Source organism: Streptomyces sp. NPDC107500 (genome assembly GCF_055582785.1).
On sequence record NZ_JBVJPF010000012.1, the window covers coordinates 140,479 to 157,497 of the forward strand.

11 protein-coding genes are annotated in these 17,019 nt (G+C 69.8%); 9 read left to right on the forward strand and 2 right to left on the reverse strand.

Translation table 11 applies throughout. From position 1 onward, the window contains the following. Positions 1–26: 26 nt before the first annotated feature. The gene (eccCa, locus tag ACZ67M_RS37205; RefSeq protein ID WP_469854294.1) at positions 27–4,076 is read right to left on the reverse strand and encodes a type VII secretion protein EccCa; all 4,050 of its coding nucleotides are present in this window, start codon (positions 4,074–4,076) and stop codon (positions 27–29) included. Between the two features lie 332 nt (positions 4,077–4,408). Here eccCa and eccD point away from each other — a divergent pair, with 332 nt between their 5' ends. The 8 genes from eccD (at position 4,409) to ACZ67M_RS37245 (ending at position 12,576) form a co-directional block, all read left to right on the forward strand. Continuing rightward, a complete protein-coding gene (gene eccD, locus ACZ67M_RS37210) occupies positions 4,409–5,809 on the forward strand; it encodes a type VII secretion integral membrane protein EccD (protein WP_469854295.1) in 1,401 nt (466 codons plus the stop codon). An 18-nt stretch (positions 5,810–5,827) separates the two neighbouring features. Then, on the forward strand, positions 5,828–7,333 hold the full coding sequence (gene eccB, locus ACZ67M_RS37215) for a type VII secretion protein EccB (protein ID WP_469854296.1): 1,506 nt from the start codon (positions 5,828–5,830) through the stop codon (positions 7,331–7,333). An 81-nt stretch (positions 7,334–7,414) separates the two neighbouring features. Continuing rightward, a complete protein-coding gene (locus tag ACZ67M_RS37220) occupies positions 7,415–7,780 on the forward strand; it encodes a hypothetical protein (protein WP_469854297.1) in 366 nt (121 codons plus the stop codon). 80 nt (positions 7,781–7,860) lie between these two features. Then, entirely contained in the window at positions 7,861–8,166 is a 306-nt protein-coding gene (locus ACZ67M_RS37225) for a WXG100 family type VII secretion target (protein WP_469854298.1), read from the forward strand. A gap of 38 nt (positions 8,167–8,204) precedes the next feature. Next, on the forward strand, positions 8,205–8,660 hold the full coding sequence (locus tag ACZ67M_RS37230) for a type VII secretion system-associated protein (protein ID WP_469854299.1): 456 nt from the start codon (positions 8,205–8,207) through the stop codon (positions 8,658–8,660). Positions 8,661–8,700: 40 nt separating this feature from the next. Continuing rightward, positions 8,701–11,727: an AAWKG family protein gene (locus tag ACZ67M_RS37235; protein WP_469854300.1), complete on the forward strand. Its 3,027-nt coding sequence runs from the start codon at positions 8,701–8,703 to the stop codon at positions 11,725–11,727. A 59-nt stretch (positions 11,728–11,786) separates the two neighbouring features. After that, positions 11,787–12,206, forward strand: a complete 420-nt coding sequence (locus ACZ67M_RS37240) for a YbaB/EbfC family nucleoid-associated protein (RefSeq protein ID WP_469854301.1) — start codon at positions 11,787–11,789, stop codon at positions 12,204–12,206. Next, entirely contained in the window at positions 12,199–12,576 is a 378-nt protein-coding gene (locus ACZ67M_RS37245; RefSeq protein WP_469854302.1) for a hypothetical protein, read from the forward strand. Before ACZ67M_RS37240 ends, ACZ67M_RS37245 begins: the two co-directional genes overlap by 8 nt. A 78-nt stretch (positions 12,577–12,654) precedes the next feature. Here ACZ67M_RS37245 and ACZ67M_RS37250 read toward each other — a convergent pair whose 3' ends face one another. Next, positions 12,655–13,542, reverse strand: a complete 888-nt coding sequence (locus ACZ67M_RS37250; protein WP_469854303.1) for a ricin-type beta-trefoil lectin domain protein — start codon at positions 13,540–13,542, stop codon at positions 12,655–12,657. An 884-nt stretch (positions 13,543–14,426) separates the two neighbouring features. On the opposite strand from ACZ67M_RS37250, the gene ACZ67M_RS37255 reads away from it, so the two are divergent. Beyond that, positions 14,427–17,019, forward strand: a 2,593-nt coding sequence (locus ACZ67M_RS37255) for a hypothetical protein (protein ID WP_469854304.1), incomplete at its 3' end; no start/stop codon positions are given.

A 17,019-nucleotide genomic window follows, 5' to 3' on the forward strand; every position in this document is an offset into this window, starting at 1 on the left:
GGCCCCCACCGGCCGTCGCGGCCCGGTCACCTCCCCGCGCCCACCCCCTGCGCGGGGTCCTCCAGGAACGCCGTGTGGATCTGCGTCACGCTGCGACGTGTGACGTAGTTGCCGCGTCCGGGCGGCAGCAGCCGCGGCTTGAGGTTGCCGAACACGTAGCCCTCGCTCGGCGGGCAGGACATCAGCAGGCCGGGCGCGTTGACCTCCAGCAGCCGCCTCACGAGCGGGTCGTTGAGGCCGCGCATGGCTCCGGCCGCCGAACGGGTCAGGACGACGTGCAGGCCCACCTCGTAGCCCAGGGGCAGGTGCTCGATGAGCGGTTCCAGCGGACTGCGTCCGGGGGAGCCGATCAGGTCGTAGTCGTCGACGAGGACGAACAGCCGGGGGCCGACCCACCAGTCCGCCTTGCGCATCCTGGCGGGGGTGATGTCCGCGCCGGGGGTGCGGGTCTTCATCGCCCGGGCGGCGCCGTCCACGTACTCGGTCAACTGGTCGACCGACACCGCGTGGCCCAGCCGGTACTCCTCCGGCACCCACTCCACGAGTTCCCGCCGGAAGTCGACCGCGAGGATACGGGCTTCGGCCGGGGTGAACCGGTCGGTCACCGCCTTCGCCACGAGCCGCAGCAGGTTCGTCTTGCCCGACTCGGTGTCGCCGAAGGCGACCAGGTGCGGGGTCTCGGCGAAGTCGTGCCAGGCCGGTGCCAGTTCCGTCTCCTCGACACCGAGCGCGACCCGCAGCGGCTGCCCCTCGGGGAAGGGGGCGAGGTCGCGGGCGGAGAGCTTCGTGGGCAGCATGCGCACCGGCGGCGCGGGGTCGCCGGGCCAGGCGTCGGTGATCGCTTCGACCAGGTCGGCGACACCGTCGCTGAGGTCGGCGGCCTCACCGACGCCGTCGATGCGCGGCAGTGCGGTGAGGAAGTGGAGTTTGGAGCCGAAGGTCAGGCCGCGGCCGGGCACGCGCGGCACGTTCCGGGCGAGCCGGATGTCGATCATCGAGTCGAGGGCGTCGCCCATCCGCAGTTCCAGCTTGGTGCCCGACTGGTCGCGGACCGGGCCGGACAGTTCCACCCAGCGGGTGGTGGTGGTCACGATGTGGACGCCGTAGTTGAGTCCGCTCGAGACGAACTGGCCGATCAGCGGCACGTAGTCCTGGAACTCCTGCCGGACGGTCTGCCACCCGTCGATCACCAGGAAGACGTCGCCGTGCTGCTCCTCGGGGAACTCCCCGGCCGCGCGACGCCGCCGCAGGGTGGCCATCGAGTCGATGCCGTGCTCCAGGAAGAACCGTTCGCGGTGGGCGAGCAGCGCGCTGATCTCGGCCAGTGTCCGTCCCACCCGTTCGCCTTCCAGACGGCCGGCGACCCCGCCGACGTGCGGCAGGTCCTTGAGCGAGGAGAGCGAGCCACCGCCGAAGTCCAGGCAGTAGAACTGCACCTCGCGCGGGGTGTGGGTGAGGGCGAGCGCGGCGACGAGGTTGCGCAGCAGGGTGGACTTGCCGCTCTGCGGGCCGCCGCCGATGGTCACGTGTCCGCCGGAGCCGCTGAGGTCCACCATCAGCAGGTCGCGCTTCTGCTCGAAGGGCTTGTCCACGAGGCCGAGCGGCACCTTCAGCTTGCCGCGGTCCTCCCAGTCGGCGGTGGTGAGCCCCAGTACGGGATCGGGCACCAGCAGCGGCAGGAGCGCGTCGAGCGTGGGCGGCGCGCCCAGCGGCGGCAGCCACACCTGGTAGGCGGGCGGGCCCGCGTCGCGGAGCCGGTCGATGGCCACCGCCATCAGGCTGGTGTCGTCCTCGTCCCCCTCGGCGTCCGGGTCCGGGTCGGGGGCGGCGGGTTCCTCGCGGACGTTGACCCAGTCGCCGGTCCACGGCATCACCTGGCCGGCGATCTTCTCCTGGGCGAGGGCGCCGACCCGCTGCCGGTAGGCCCCCGACACGTAGGCGGCGCGGAACCGGGTGAGCGGTTCCACACCGCTCTTGAGGTAGCCGGCGCCCGGCTGGGAGGGCAGCTCGTAGGCGTCCGGCACGCCGAGCACACCGCGGCTCTCCATCGCGGAGAAGGTGCGTAGACCGATCCGGTAGGACAGGTGGCTCTCCAACTGGTGCATGCGCCCCTCGTCCAGGCGCTGCGAGGCGAGCAGCAGGTGGACGCCGAGGGACCGGCCGAGCCGGCCGATGGCGACGAAGAGGTCCATGAACTCGCGGTGCGCGGAGAGCAGCTCGCTGAACTCGTCGACGACCACGAGCAGGCTCGGCAGCGGCTCCAGCGGCACGCCGGAGGCCCGTGCCTTCTCGTATTCCAGGGCGGAGGTGTAGTTGCCGGCGGCGCGCAGCAGTTCCTGGCGCCGCTGCATCTCGCCGCGCAGGGCGTCCTGCATCCGGTCCACCAGCGCCGCCTCGTCCGCGAGGTTGGTGATCACCGCGGAGGTGTGCGGCAGCGCGTCGAATCCGAGGAAGGTGGCACCGCCCTTGAAGTCCACGAGGACGAAGTTCAGCGTCTCCGAGGAATGGGCGAGGGCCAGTCCGAGAACCAGGGTGCGCAGCAGTTCGCTCTTGCCGGAACCGGTGGCGCCGATGAGCATGCCGTGCGGGCCCATGCCGTCCTGCGCCGACTCCTTGATGTCGAGTTCCACCGAGCGGCCGTCGGCGCCGACGGCGATGGGGACCCGCAGCCGCTTCTGCTGTGCGGAGCGGCGCTCCCAGAACTCCTGCGGGGAATACCGGTACAGGTCCGTGATGCCGAGCAGGGTGGTGAGCTGAATGTCGGCGGACAGGGGCTGGGCCGCCTCCGCGGTGACGCCTGTACGCATCGGCGCGAGCTGGGTGGCCAGGGCACGTGCCGCGGCCGGTCCGATCTGGTCCGCGCGGCCCAGCGGGATCGACGTCTCCTTGCGGTCGCGGTCCGTGCGTACGATCTTGATCACGTCGAAGGGTGTGTCGGCCCCGGCCGCCGCGCCCGCCATGCCCGCCGTGTCGGCGTCGGCGGCCTCCACCAGCATGCGCAGCACGGTCCGGCCGGGCTTCCAGGGCAGGGTGTCGGAGACGTCCACGACCACCGTGTTGCGGAATCCGGCCCGCTCGAAGCGGTGGGCGGAGGGCACCTGACCGCCGTCCACGACGACGACCAGGTACGGCTCGTCCTTGGTCGGTGCGGCGCCCGCCTCGAAGAGGGGACGGTCGGTCAGTTCCTCGCCCAGCAGGTCCTCCAGCTCGGCGACGGTGGAGGTGATCAGCCGGGCCGGGCCCGCGCCGTCCGTCTCCGTGGGGTGCAGGGCGTGCGGCAGCCACTTCGTCCACTCCCACTCGCCGCGGTTCTCCGGGGAGACGCAGAAGGCGATCAGCAGGTTCTGCGGGGTGTGCAGGACGGCGAGCTGGACGAGGAGGGCACGGGCCGTCGCCAGCACCTTCTCCCGCTCGCCGCGGAAAAGGACCCGCGCCCAAGCCCGCAGGAAGAGGGCGATGGGCTGCTCGGGCACGGTGGAGTAGGCGTTGATGAAGGCGCGCAGCGCGTGTGCGGTCAGCGGGTCGAGGTCCTCGACGGGCTTCTCCGCCTTGTTCACCAGCTGCATCGCCAGGCGCTGCTCACCGACCGCGATGCGCACCTCGGCGAAGTCCTCGTCGGTGGTGCGGCGCTCCCACAGCCGGCTGGTCCGGACGAAGGACCACAGGCCGGACGGGTCGGGGTGCCGCCAGGCCAGCGCGCGCTGCTGTTCGGCGATGGCGGAGCGCACCTTGTGCCGGACGCCTCCGAGGTAGCGGAGGTAGTCACGGCGTATGCCCTGCATCTTCTGTTTGCGTTCGGAGCCGGCCTTCACCAACTGCCCGATCAGCATGGTGATCATGGACAGCAGCATCAGTCCGACCACCAGGTAGATGATCGGGCCCGTCCCGCTGCCGATACGTGTGTAGAGCAGCACCATTCCGATGGACATGCCCGCCATTGGCAGATAGGTGAGCATGTTGGCCGCGGAGGAAGGTGCCTCCTCCGCGAGCGTCGGTGGTTCCTGGAGCGACAGCTCGCCGTCCGGCAGTTCCGGGCCGCGGCGGCGGGCCGGCCTGCGGAAGAACACCACACTCAACTGGCTCTCCATTCAACTGTGCACGAGAGATTCGGCGGGACCCGCGCGGGTGTGGGCGTGAGGTCCCGCACCGGGGCGGCAGCGGAGCGGCACAGAGACACATAGGGCTCCGGGCTCCGGTCAAGAGACGCTTCCGAACATGAGAGTATCTGCTGTCAGGTATTTCTGGCCAAGACACCGGAGCCACCCGACGACCCGCTTCACCCGGCAGTCCGACAGGCCCTGGCCCCGCCGGAGCGAAGAACGTCCCCGATCGCCTCGTCCTGCCGCGACGTGTTCCGCGGAGCACGTTGTTGCGGCTGTGTATCTTCCCTCGGAAGGCTGTTGCCCCCATGAGCGAAGGCTCGCTGAACGGGCTGTGCCGTCTCACCGTGCGCGCCCCTGACAAGACACTGGATCTGGCCGTCCCCGCCGACGTGCCGATCGCGGATCTGCTACCCGTGATCGCCGGACACGCGGGCGAAGACCTGCCCGAACAGGGCCTGGAACATGGCGGCTGGGTACTGCAGCGCCTCGGCGGGAACCCCCTGGACGTCGAGGGGACCCCCGAGTCCCTGGAACTGCGTGAGGGAGAGACACTGGTGCTCCGGCCCCACACCGAGGCCCTCCCGCCGGTGCGTTACGACAGTCTGCTCGAAGCCGTCTCGGCCGTGGTGCAGCAGTTGCCGCACGCGTGGAGCCCGCAGGTCAGCCGATGGGTGCTGCGTCTCGTCATGGCTACGGCCCTGCTCGGCTGCCTGGTCCTGCTCGTCGTGTCCAAGGGCGCGACGGGCGACCGGGCGATCCTCGCGGCGGGCGCGGCCCTGCTCCTGCTCTCCGGGGCGGGGTCCGCCGCCCGCGTGCTGGACGACCCACAGGGCGGCGTACTGCTGGGGCTGTTCGGCTCGGCCTTCCTCGCGGTGGCCGGACTGCTGCTGACCGGCGGCGGGCAGGCCGGCGACGATTCGGCCCGGACCGTGGGCGCCCATCTGCTCGCCGCGGGCGCGGCCGGCACGGTAGGGCTGGTCCTGGCGACCGGCGTGGTGGCCGGCTACCCGGTGGTGTTCGCCTCCGGCGGGGTGCTGACCCTGGCGACCGCCCTCGGAGGCGGACTCATGGTGGCCCTGAACGTCTCCGCCCACCAGGCCGCCGCCGCGGTCGCCTGCGCGGCCGTGCTGCTGGGCGCGTTCATCCCGATGATGTCCTTCTCGCTCTCCGGTCTGCGCCTGCCCCCGCTGCCCACCAGGCCCGACCAGCTCCAGGAGGGCATCGAGCCGCGCTCCGAGGACGACGTCGCGGACGGCGGCGCCGCGGTCGACCACTGGATGACGGGCCTGTACGGCGCCGTGGGCCTGGTCTGCCTCGCCACGCTGGTCCTGATGGCGCGGCATCCCGGCCGGGCCGAGACGATCACGGTGCTCGTGCTGGCGATCCTGCTCCCGCTGCACGGACGCAACCTCGGCACCTCCTGGCAGCGGATCGCCCTGAGCCTGCCGGCGGGCATCGGCACGGTCGTCCTGATCATCGCACTCGCGGTGCGGCACGGCGAGAACGGGGAACTGCTCGGCACGGCCGCACTGCTCCTGGGCGCCGTGCTCGCCGCGATCGTCTCCTGGACGGTGCCGGGCCGGCGCCTGGTGCCGTACTGGGGGCGCGCGGGTGACCTGATCCAGTCGGGCGCGGCCCTCGCCCTGCTGCCCCTGGCCCTGTGGGTCCTCGACGTGTACCAGCGCCTGCGCGGCACGTTCGGCTGAATCTGAGGAGGTGTCATCTTGCAGTCCCGACGCGACCAGGTCATGGCGCACCAGTTCCTGGTGTCCCGGCTGACCTCGGGTTTGCTGCGCGCCGACCCCGACGTGGTGGAACCGCCCACCCGGCGCACCAATCGCGGCATGACCTACGGATTGATCATCTCGGTGGTGGTGGCCGCCGGGTTCCTCCTGTTCGGCCTGATCAAACCCGGTGGCAACACGAGCTGGGAGAGCGGCAAGTCACTGATCGTCGAGAAGGAGACCGGGACCCGGTACGTGTTCGACGGCCGGCTGCACACCGTGCTCAACTACCCGTCGGCCCGGCTGCTGCTGGGTGCGGACATGTCGACGGTGTCCGTGTCCGCGAACTCCCTGCGTTCGGCCCGGCACGGCTCCCAGGTGGGCATCCCCGGCGCACCCGATTCCCTGCCCACCCAGGGCGACCTCAACGTCCATCCCTGGCAGGTGTGCGCGGCCACCACCAAGACCGACTCCGGGGCCGTGCGGCCGCTGACGGTCCTCGCCGTGGACTCGCCGCAGGACGGTACGGGTGTGCGCGCCGAGCAGGCCGTGCTGGTGAAGGGGCCGGACGGTGACACCTACCTGCTGTGGGGGGACAGCCGGTTCCAGGTGTCGGGCGGTCAGGCGGCGCTGGCGGCCCTGGGATACGGCGGAGCCACCGCCACCTCGGTCTCCGCCGCGTTCCTCGACGCCGTGCCCTCCGGCCCCGATCTCGCGGCGCCGCCCGTGCCGGACCTCGGCGGGAGCGGGCCCGGCCTGGACGGGCAGGCCACCCGCATCGGCCAGGTGTTCACCGCCGAGACCCCTGGGTCGGCCAAGCGCTACTACGTGCTCGGCGGCGACGGTCTGATCCCGGTCACCCCGACCCAGGCCGCCCTCGCGCTCGCCGACCCGCAGGTCAAGGAGAAGGCCTACCAGGGCGGCACCCCGAAGGAGACGGTGCTGTCGGCGCAGGCGCTCAGCGGTGCGCTGGCGCCCGCCGGCTCGGCCACCGGTACCGCCGTGCGCGAGGCCGGTTCCCATCTGCCTCCCGAGCCGCCCGCGCTGCTTGCCGTGCCCGGAACGACCGGTGTGTGCGTCGGCCTGGACGCGGAGGGGACCAAGAGCATCGCGGTGACGATGTCACTGGTCTCCGCGAAGTCGGTCGTCGAGGCGGCCCTGCCGCCGCTCAAGGCGCTGGCTCCCGCCTGTCTGCCGGTCGACGGCGTCGCCGTGGCCCCCGGCGGCGGAAGCCTGGTGCGCGCGCTGAACAGCACCGGCGGCGGTACGGGTACGACCATCTATCTCGTCACGGACAACGGGGTGAAGTACCGGGTGCCCTCGGCGGAGGCGGCCCAGGCCCTCGGGTACGACCTGTCCGCGGTCGACGGCCTGCCGGCCCCGCTGCTCAACATGTTGCCCACCGGTCCCGACCTGTCGCCCCAGGCCGCGACCGACGGTGGGGCGAAGGCCACGGGGACACCTGTGTGCGGGCAGAACAACAAGGCACATACGAAGACGGGTTGACACCTGCAACAAGTATGGTGAGCCTCGAAGCCAGGTGTCTCGTGTTACATGAGAGAACACCCTGATGACAAGGAGAGAAGTATGCCCAGCATGAACAACCAGGCGTCATCGGACAAAACCTATAACGACGCCATAACGCTCCTGGTGGACGCGCAGAAGGACATCACCAGGGTCAAGGGCACGATCGAGACCGAGCAGCACGTACTGGGCGGCACGTACGGCGGTGACGACGGTTCCGCCTACGGCGTCCAGCTGGTCAAGTGGCTCGACATCATGCAGGACATCATCAACACCTGCCGGACCATGCAGGACAAGCTCGCGGACAACCAGCAGGCCGCCAACATCGCGCAGCAGTCGAACATGCACCTCATCGCCGACGCCGGCCGGGCGACGGGCGGCGGGGACACCTCCCTCAGCGGACACACCTACTCGGCGCTCACCTCGTAGCATCGAGACGTCGCCGACCCCCCGGGCATCCGCCCCGAAACCGTACGCAGCCAAGATCAAACAGCCACAAGGGAGCAAACGTGTCTGAAGGCATCCGCATCGACCACACCGCGGTCCATGCATCGGCGGGCGAAATGGAGGACCAGTCGCAGCAGATCCGGCGAACCGTGGAGAAGCTGATGAGGGATCTCGCTCCCGTCGTCTCCACCTGGGAGGGTCCGGACCAGGAGTGGTACACCACGCACACGGTCCCCTCATGGAATGACTCGCTCACGCAACTCGACGCACAGCTGGTCCGGCTCATCGAGACTCTCCGGCAGAACTCGCACAACCTGTCGCAGACCGCCGCGCGCAACACTGAGAACTTCCAGGCCATCAGGTTCTAGACGTCCCACGATCCCTTCGAAGCGGCAGGAAGGCGCCCATGCCCGGCAGCGAGCACCACAACCTGGAACAGCTGAACTACGCAGCCCTGCAGAATTTCATCGACACGGACGTGAGCGGCTTCCTGCACCGCATCGACGACCTGCGAGCGCCCGGCGCGCACCCGACCTCCCTCTACGACATCGGCAAGAAGCCCCAGGTGCTGACCATCGGTCCGATGGCGGGTGACGACCAGACCGGCGGCAAGAACCTGTGCGACAGCGCCAAGAAGGCCGCCTCGGCCATCGACAGTGTCCTCAACCGGCACAGGGACGCGTTCGCCAAGCTGAAGATCGATCTGGGGAACGTCATCCGGGACATGAAGAAGACCGAGGGGGACAATCTCGCCAACGTCAAGTCGAACGACTTCATGCGTGAGATCGGCGACTACACGTCGGCGATCGGCGGTTCGAGCACCGGTGCCGGCACCGGTGCCGGCAACAACCTGCCGCTCTGAGGCTCTCGACCACCCCTGACATCCCCGGAGAAGTATCACCATGCCCGCACAGAGCTGGGAAGACGTCCTTCACCTGCTGACCAACTGGTCGCTTGTCGCACGCGGCGACGTCACCAAGGTCTCGGGCGACAGTGGCATCCCCTGGATCAATGTGTCCTTCAAACGGCTTGGTGGGGGGCTCGACGACCCTGACGAGTACTTCGCGATGATCAACCCCATCAACCCGAACAAGGGATGGCACTTCGAGTTCTTCACCACCAGAGGTGGGGATTCCAAGTGCGCGCTCGACGTCACCTACGTCGACAATCCCGCGTTCCACCGTTTCTGGGGCGACTCGGACGGCGTACTGAAGAGCATGCTCTCGCAGTACTCGTCCGAGAAGGGCGACGTCCAGGTCCGCGGAGACGGGGCGCCCACCGCTGACGGGGTGAAACTCAAGTCGTTCGCCGAGCTGGCCCAGTCGTTCGACGCTGCGGGAAAGTTCTTCAAGGAACAGACCGTGGTCCTGGACGAGTGGAAGAAGCAGCTCGGCAGCGAGCAGGCCTCATGGAAGGGGACCGCGGCCGGCGCGTTCTGGCTTCTGGTGGACGACCTCCACAAGAAGTACGAGAACTACACCTCGCAGTTGCAGCCGCCCGGCTTCTCCCCGCAGCACCGGTCCCCTTCCACCGGGTACACCGCCACCACCCTGCACGGAGACGATCTGGTCGGCGCCGAGCAGGCCCTGTACAAGGCCTATCAGGACCTGTACAAGATCTACGGCGACTTCTTCTGGCGGCAGGGACAGGGCATCCCGGTCAATCTCCCGGACGGCTCGACCGCACAGCAGCAGGTCGCGGCCGACCCGCTGGACATCATGAACGAGGTGTTCGTCGAGATCGCACACTGGATCATCGCCAACAACTCCACCAAGTTCGGGTGGGAGACGCTGCCCCCCGCCACCAGCCAGGGTTCGTGGAGGACCGTGCCGACGGCCGCATCCGGTTTCAGCGAGGACCTGGCCTGGGGCGGACTGATCGACACGGCCACCTGGCACCGGGCCGCTCAGGAGGCCGTCGACCGCTGGACCAGGAACGTCGAGACCAATCTGGACGCCAAGGCGAAGCCGGTGCTGGAGACTCTCCAGAAGGAGTGGGCCCGGGTGCTCGACGCGGCCTGGAACCCGTCGTTCGCCTTCAGCGACACCGGCTCCTCGCTGAGCTCCGCCGTGCAGGACGAGAACGCCGACAAGGGCAACAGCAGCCTCGACGACAACCTGAAGAAGCTCGGCGACGGCATCGACAACCTCGGCGGCGGCATCAAGGGCCTCGGCGACGGCATCGGTGACAGCTTCAAGGGGCTCGGCGACGGCCTCAACGACAGTTTCAAGGGCCTCGGCGACGGCATCGGCGACAGCTTCAAGGGCCTCGGCGACGGCCTCAACGACATGGGGAACGGGCTGAGCAACGGCCTGGGGGACCTGAGCCCTATCCACGGATCGGCCACGGGCGCCCTCGGCGGCCTCCCGACCTCCGGACCGGGGGGCGTCGACGGGCCGTCGCTGGACATCCCGACCGTCGGCGGTGGCGTCGCCGGCGGTGGCATCGGCGGCGACTTCGGCGCGGGTCTGCCGGACACCAGCGGCTTGCCGGACGGCGGAAGCCTGCTCGGCGGCGGCACCGCACTGGGCGGATTCGGCGCCGGTCTCCCCATCAGCAACATCGACGGCAGCACCTCCCGCTCCGGCACCGGCGGCGGCGTCATCACCGACTACCCGGACGGCAGCTCGGTCACCCGCAACCCCGACGGCAGCATCACCTCGGTGTTCCCCGACGGGTCCACCCGGACGGTCACCCCCGACGGCGATGTCACCACGGTGGACCCGCAGGGTCACACCACCACCAGCCACCTGGGCGTGGGCGAGTCGCTCGACAACCCCGACGGCAGCAGCATCACGCGCAACGCGGACGGCAGCCTGACCCAGACGGCCGCCGACGGGACGAAGACCACCCACTTCCCCAACGGGGCGTCGGAGATCGTCACCCCGGACGGCCAGATCCAGCTCACCTCACCGGACGGCGCCGTCTCCCACGTCAACGCCGACGGCAGCATCACCACCGACGGCATGAACGGCTCGAAGGTCACCGTGCACCCCAACGGCGACGTGACCACGGTCGACGCCGACGGCAACAGCACGACCAGCCACCTCGGCTCCGGCGAGAGCATCACCACGGCCGACGGCAGCACCATCACCGTCGACAAGGACGGCAACATCGTCACCCACAACCCGGACGGCAGCACCACGACGCTCCACCCGGACGGCACGGTCACCACCACCGAGGGGACCTCGACGGGCCTGGGCAGCGGTCTGTCCGGCGGTGGCTTCTCCATACCGTCGTACGACTTCCCCACGTTCAGCGGCGGCAGCGGCATCTCCTACACGCCGGACGGCACCAGCATCACCAGCCACCCCGACGGCAGCACCGAGTTCCGGCACCTGGACGGCAGTGGGCTGATCACCTCGGCGGACGGACAGTCCCAGACGGTCCCGAGCCCGACGACCGTGGCCGCGATGGAGGCCGAGAAGGCCGCGGCCGAGGCGGCGGGCACCGGGTTGGGGGCGGGCACCGGCATCGGCGCCGGCGCCGGGATCGCCGCGGGGGCCGGGATCGGCGCGGGTGCGGCCGCCGGAGGGGTCCCGGACAGCCAGAACGCGATGGGCCTGCTCTCCCCCATGATGATGATGGCCGGCATGAACCGCATGGGCCAGCAGGGCGGGGGCGGCCAGCAGGGCGGCGGCGACCGGGAACGCGAACTGTTCAGCGGCAACGACATGGACGGTGCCGTCTTCCAGCACGGCGGGTCGCCGTTCGGCCAGCATGCCGCTCCCGCCGAGGACCCGGAGGAGTGGGAGGAGGAGGAGACCGACAGCGACGAACTCCTCGGCCCACGCGGTACGTCGAGCGATTCCCCGTTCGGGCCTCCCGCCGGCCAGCGGCCGGGAACGCAGAGTTCCGGTCGGTCGGGGAAGGGCAAGGACGTCTGGGGCACCGAGGAGGGCGGCCTGCCCGCCTCGATCGGCCACTAAGCCTGGCCACCGATTCCGCCACCGTTCCGCCCGAGCGGCCCACCGTTACAGGAGCACTCGTGAGTTCGTCACTGGAAGAACAGCAGCACCAGGCGCTCGCCGAATTCATGAAGAAGCGCGACGCGCTCATGGAAGCCAAGCAGCAGATGGAGTCGATCTCCGTCACGGCACGGTCCCGGGACGGTGCCGTGGAGATCACCATCGGCACCGACGGCACGCCGTCGGGACTGCGCTTCCCGAACAACAAGTTCAAGGAGATGACCGGACAGGCGCTCGCGGCCAGCGTGCTGGAGGCCATGTCCGCGTCCCGCGCCCAGGTGGCCTCGCGCGTCACCGAGATCATGGAGGCGGCAGGCGCTTCCGGCCCGGGTATGAAGGGCGGCGGCGTGCTCGACCGCCTCAACATCGACAAGCTCCTCGACGGCGGTTCGCTGGAGGAGATCTTCAAACGCCCCAACGGAGGTGACAGGCGTGTCTGACGGCAATGTCTTCGCGGCCGATCCCAGCCGCATCAAATCCGGCGGCAGCGCGACCGGAAACGTCGCGGACGTGACGGACGGCGCCGCCGAGACGTTCGCGGACGCCACCGCGTACGACATGGTCGACCCGCCGTGGGGCAACGACATGTACGGCAAGCAGTACGTCCAGAACTACATCCCGGTCCACAGCATGCTCCGGGACGGTGTGCGCAGCCTGGCCCAGGCCCTGGAGAGTGCCAGCCGTCTCACCATCGACTCGGGCAACAGCTTCACGAACGCCCAGAACGACAACATCGACAACATCCACGACGTCTCGAACATGCCCAACGTGCCCAACGGGGCCGACGGTCCCAACGGGCACCGCAAGTAGCCTCTCCGGCGCGGCAGAAGAAGACCTCACCGCATCCTCGTCGGGTGCGGTGAGGTCTTCTCGTAGGTGCCGGTGCGGTTACTTCTTGGACCACTTCTGGTTGTCGTGCCCGTTGCAGTCCCACAGTTGCAGGCGGCTGCCGTTGCCCGTGTGACCGTCCGTCACGTCCACACACCTGTTGGCCCGGATGCTGACCAGGTCGTGACGGTAGTTGAGCTCGAAGTGCTGTGCGGGGCCGCCGTTGCAGGTGGCCAGTTGTACGACCGTTCCGTTGGAGGTCGAGGCGCCGGCCGCGTCCATGCACAGGCCGAAGGCACGGATCGTGCCGTCGGATCGGATGGACCACCGCTGCGCGGGCGAGGAGGCCGAGCAGTCCCGGATCTCCAGCGGGCGGCCGTCCTTGCCCACACCTCCGTAGACCCCGATGCAACGCCCGGAGTCATGGCTGAACACCATCACCCCGGAAAGGGGGGCCGCGTTGTTCGACTGCCCGGACGAGACCGGAGCGCTCGTGTGAGGTGTGCCGCCCGGCGCCTGCGTCTCCTGGGTGACGGGCCGGCCGCCGCCACCGGAGGAGGACGAGGACGACGTGCCGCCGTCCCCGCCCTCGCTCTTGCCGTCGCCGTGTGAGGAGGACGACCCCGATGAGGAGTTGTGCGCACTGTGCGCACCGGCCTTGTCCGGAGCGGAGTCGTCCTGCTTGCCGTCCGGTGTGCCGCCCTGCTTGCCGTCGTGGCCGTCAGGACCACCCGACTTGGCGTCGGGACTGGCACCGGACGCGTCCTTCGTGGGCAGCGGCAGGGCTCCGGGCACTCCCCCTTGCGCACCGCCGTCGGCGCCCGCTTCGAGCATCGAGGCGGCGACGTCCGGTACGGCGGCCTTGTCGTCGGACGAACCGCCACCGCGCAGACCCACGAGGACGCCGGCCACCAGGACGACACCGGTGACCGCCGCGACGGTCAGCACGGCACGGTGACTGCCACGCAGGAGAGCGCGAGCGCCTCGTTTGCCCGCGGCCTGCCGGTCACCGACGGCAGCGGTTCCGGCTGCCGCTGCGGTGGTCGGGGCCGTGGCGGACGAGGCGGTGGCTGTCGCCTCCTTGGAGGCCGGGCCTGTGGAGGCCTCATCCTTGGAGGCCGGTGCGTCGGGGCCTCGCCCGGCGGCCGGAGCGCTCTCCTCGGCCTTCACCCCGGTGGCGGCCTTCACCCCGGTGGCGGCCTTCACCCCGGTGGCGGCTGCAGCGGCGGACTCGGCCCGCGGCCGGAGGGCCTTGCTCTCCTCGGCTTCACGGCGAACGCCGTCGGGCCGGACCGCCGGTTTCTTCCGCGCTTCGCCAGAGCGTGACTTGATGGACTCCTTCCGTCCGACCGACGCGTCGCCGGAGGTTCGAGAGGTGGCTGCCGACTCGGTGGGCAGCGACGGAACGGGTTCAGCGGTACCGGTGCTTGTGCTGGACGACGCGGCCGAAGCAACCGGTTTGCTCGCCGGAGCCGCGCGTGCCGGCCGCGGCGGATCAGCAGATTTCATGTGCTTCCTTCCCGAGGGAGCGCAATCGGATCCGGTGTGCCAGGTTTCGGCACACCTGCCTACTCCCACACCTGCATGACGAATCCGAGTACCGCAGGCTACAGCACGTGTGAGTCAGAACTCACGATCTCGTTCACACTCCGCAGGGTGGATAGGGTGGGTTCGTCCACACACATACGCGATAATGATCCGCTGTACGCGCGTTGCCACCCGGTCGGGGACCGCGCCGCGCCGACCCCGTCGCCATCTGACGAGCAAGCACATGTGGGGAAGCTGTGACTGAGGAGCCTTGGTACAACCCGATCGTGGTCTTTGTTGCGGGTATGAGTGTGCCGTTGGGGTCGGCGCAGCGGGTGCGGGACGAGGTGGAGCGGCCGCATCTGGAGCTGGTGGAGTTCTTCGACGGGTTCGAGAACTTGATGGCGCAGATCACGGGTGGTACGGCGGCGGGTGCCACGGGTGAGTGGCCGCAGGCGTATGTGGACGCGATGAAGACGTTCATGTCGGGGGACGGGGCGGATTACATCTCGGGGTTGCGGGACACGGCGGCGCAGTTGGCGGAGGGTGCGGGGGAGTTCGCGTACCAGCTGGACTACACGAACATGATGATCATCCTTCAGGTGCTGGCGTTCCTGGTGGAGTGGGCGATCACGCTGGTCATGTGGAGCTGGAACCCGATCGGGGCGGCGGTCGAGCAGAGCCTGCTGCTGGACATCTTCGAGTTCCTGTTCGGGTCGACGCTGCGGAAGTTCCTCACCACGGCGGCGATCGGTGTGGTGACGAACGTGGCGCTGATGACGGCGCTGGACGGTCTGTCGCAGTGGATCCTGGCGCTGAACGGGAAGCACACGAAGTTCGGGGACGACTATCACCACAGTTCGGTGCTGTCGGGCGCGATCCAGGGCGCGATCATCGGCGTGGGGGCGCCGCTGGTCACGGGGCCGCTGAAGAAGCTGCTCTCGAAGGGGTTCTCGTTCACCGCGGGCAAGTCCATCCGGGAGTCCATCGAGAACGCCCTGAAGATCCCGCCGCCGGTCAGGACGGCGTCGTCCGCGCCGGCCAAGGCGGGCATCGCGGATGTGGTCAGGTCGGTCACCGGGGGGTCCAAGTCCGGTGGGAAGGTCCCGGACCTGCCGCTGGACAAGGAACTGGCGGACCTGGGCGGCTGGTTCGGACCGGCGATGGCGAAGCTGACGGTGCCGATGCGGGTCAGCCTCTCCCACGGCGTGGTCAACCAGGAGGCGCGGCTGGCGTTCCAGAAGTCGGTGGCCGGCCAGTTCGAGCGGGCCTTCGGCTCCCGGATCGGCGCGGACGCGGCCCGGCGGATGGGCACCGACTGGGCCACAGCCTTCCTGAGCAACCGAAACAAGCAAGCCCTCACCGACGCCCTCGGCTCCACGCTGGGCCCGCTGGACAAACTCGGCGCCAAGTACGACCCGCTGCGCACGGCCCTGTCCAAGGATCTCGCCGACGCCATGCCGTCGGTGTGGAAAGAGAAACCGGTGCGTGAGGTCCTCGACATCGGCTTCAGCATGGGCGGGCAGAACGTCGCCGAGGGCGTCGTCAACTACATCGAGCAGGGCAGGTTCTCCACCACCAAGGAGACCACGCTCGGCGCCCTGGGCGGCGAGGCCATCGGCCGGGCCAAGCATCCCGTCCTGGCCGGCGTCCACGAGTTGTTCAAGGGATCGCCGCACCTCGGCATGAAGATGCCCCAGATCGTCCTGCCCGAGGTGACCAACACCCACGAGCCGAGCGACTTCTCCACCGTCCCTGCGGTCCCCACCCGCTACCCCACCGTCAGCGAGTCCAGCCCCACCTCCACGGGCCCGGGCTCCTCCACCCCGCTCCCCAGCATCCCCACCCCCGCCATCGGCCCGATCACCGCACCCGACCTCCACATCCCGACCATCAGCGCGCCCACCGTCTCCGTCCCCTCCTTCCAGGCAACGGCCCCGGACACGGCGTCCTCCGACGCGGGTCCAACGCCGCAGCCCCTGCCCGCCAACTCCCAAACCGGTGCCGCCCCGGCGACCGCACCCGGCACATCCACACCCTCGTCCGGAACCAGCACCCAGCCAACCGGCACGGGCACGGGCACCAACCTCAGCACGGCCCCAAGTGCCGCATCGAACACATCCGCCAACCGCCCCGCCCCGGCACAGCCCCCGGCCGCCGATCAGACCCCGCAAGCCTCTCCCGCCCGGCTCAGCACCACCAGCACAGCCGGTAGGGACCAGATACGGTCTGAGCCTCAGGCCAGGCCCGGGGCCGCCGTCGGCTCCGCACGCCCGCAGACCTCCGGACAGCAGCCGGACTCCGCGTCTACCGGACACCTGTCCACCGTCTCGACCGGCGACACAGGCCGGGAAGCCGGCCGACAGCAACAGGAACCGGACAGCACGCAGCCCACGTCACCGAACCCGGTAGACACCCCTGCCCCGGTGCAGGAGACAGCCACCCTCGGCCGCACAGCCACGCCCCTGAACGGGGCGTCAGCCCCGGACACGGCGTCCCACGTGGCAGCGGTCCTCGAAGGCCCCCCAGCACCCCTCCCGCAGACGGACCCGGTTACGGTCCTCGATCAGGACTCCCCCGCCCACATCCCTGAGGACACACCTGAACAACACCCCGTCTCCCGCACCGATAGCGTCCACGGCACCCGCACCACCACTGCGGATGCCACGGTTTCCGCATCGGCGGACGGGTCCTCGGCCGCGGTGACGGGATTGTCGGAGGGTGAGCGCACCCCGGCGTTGGAGGACTTTGCCCGTCAGTGGCGGCGGTGGCAGAAGACGCCGGCCGTCGAGGACCCGGCCGACACCGACCAGACCGCCCCGGTCCTCGGCCCGCCCGAACGCGCCCTGGCCACCGCCTACCAACTCCTCGGCCACACCCCCGAACCCGGCCTGACCA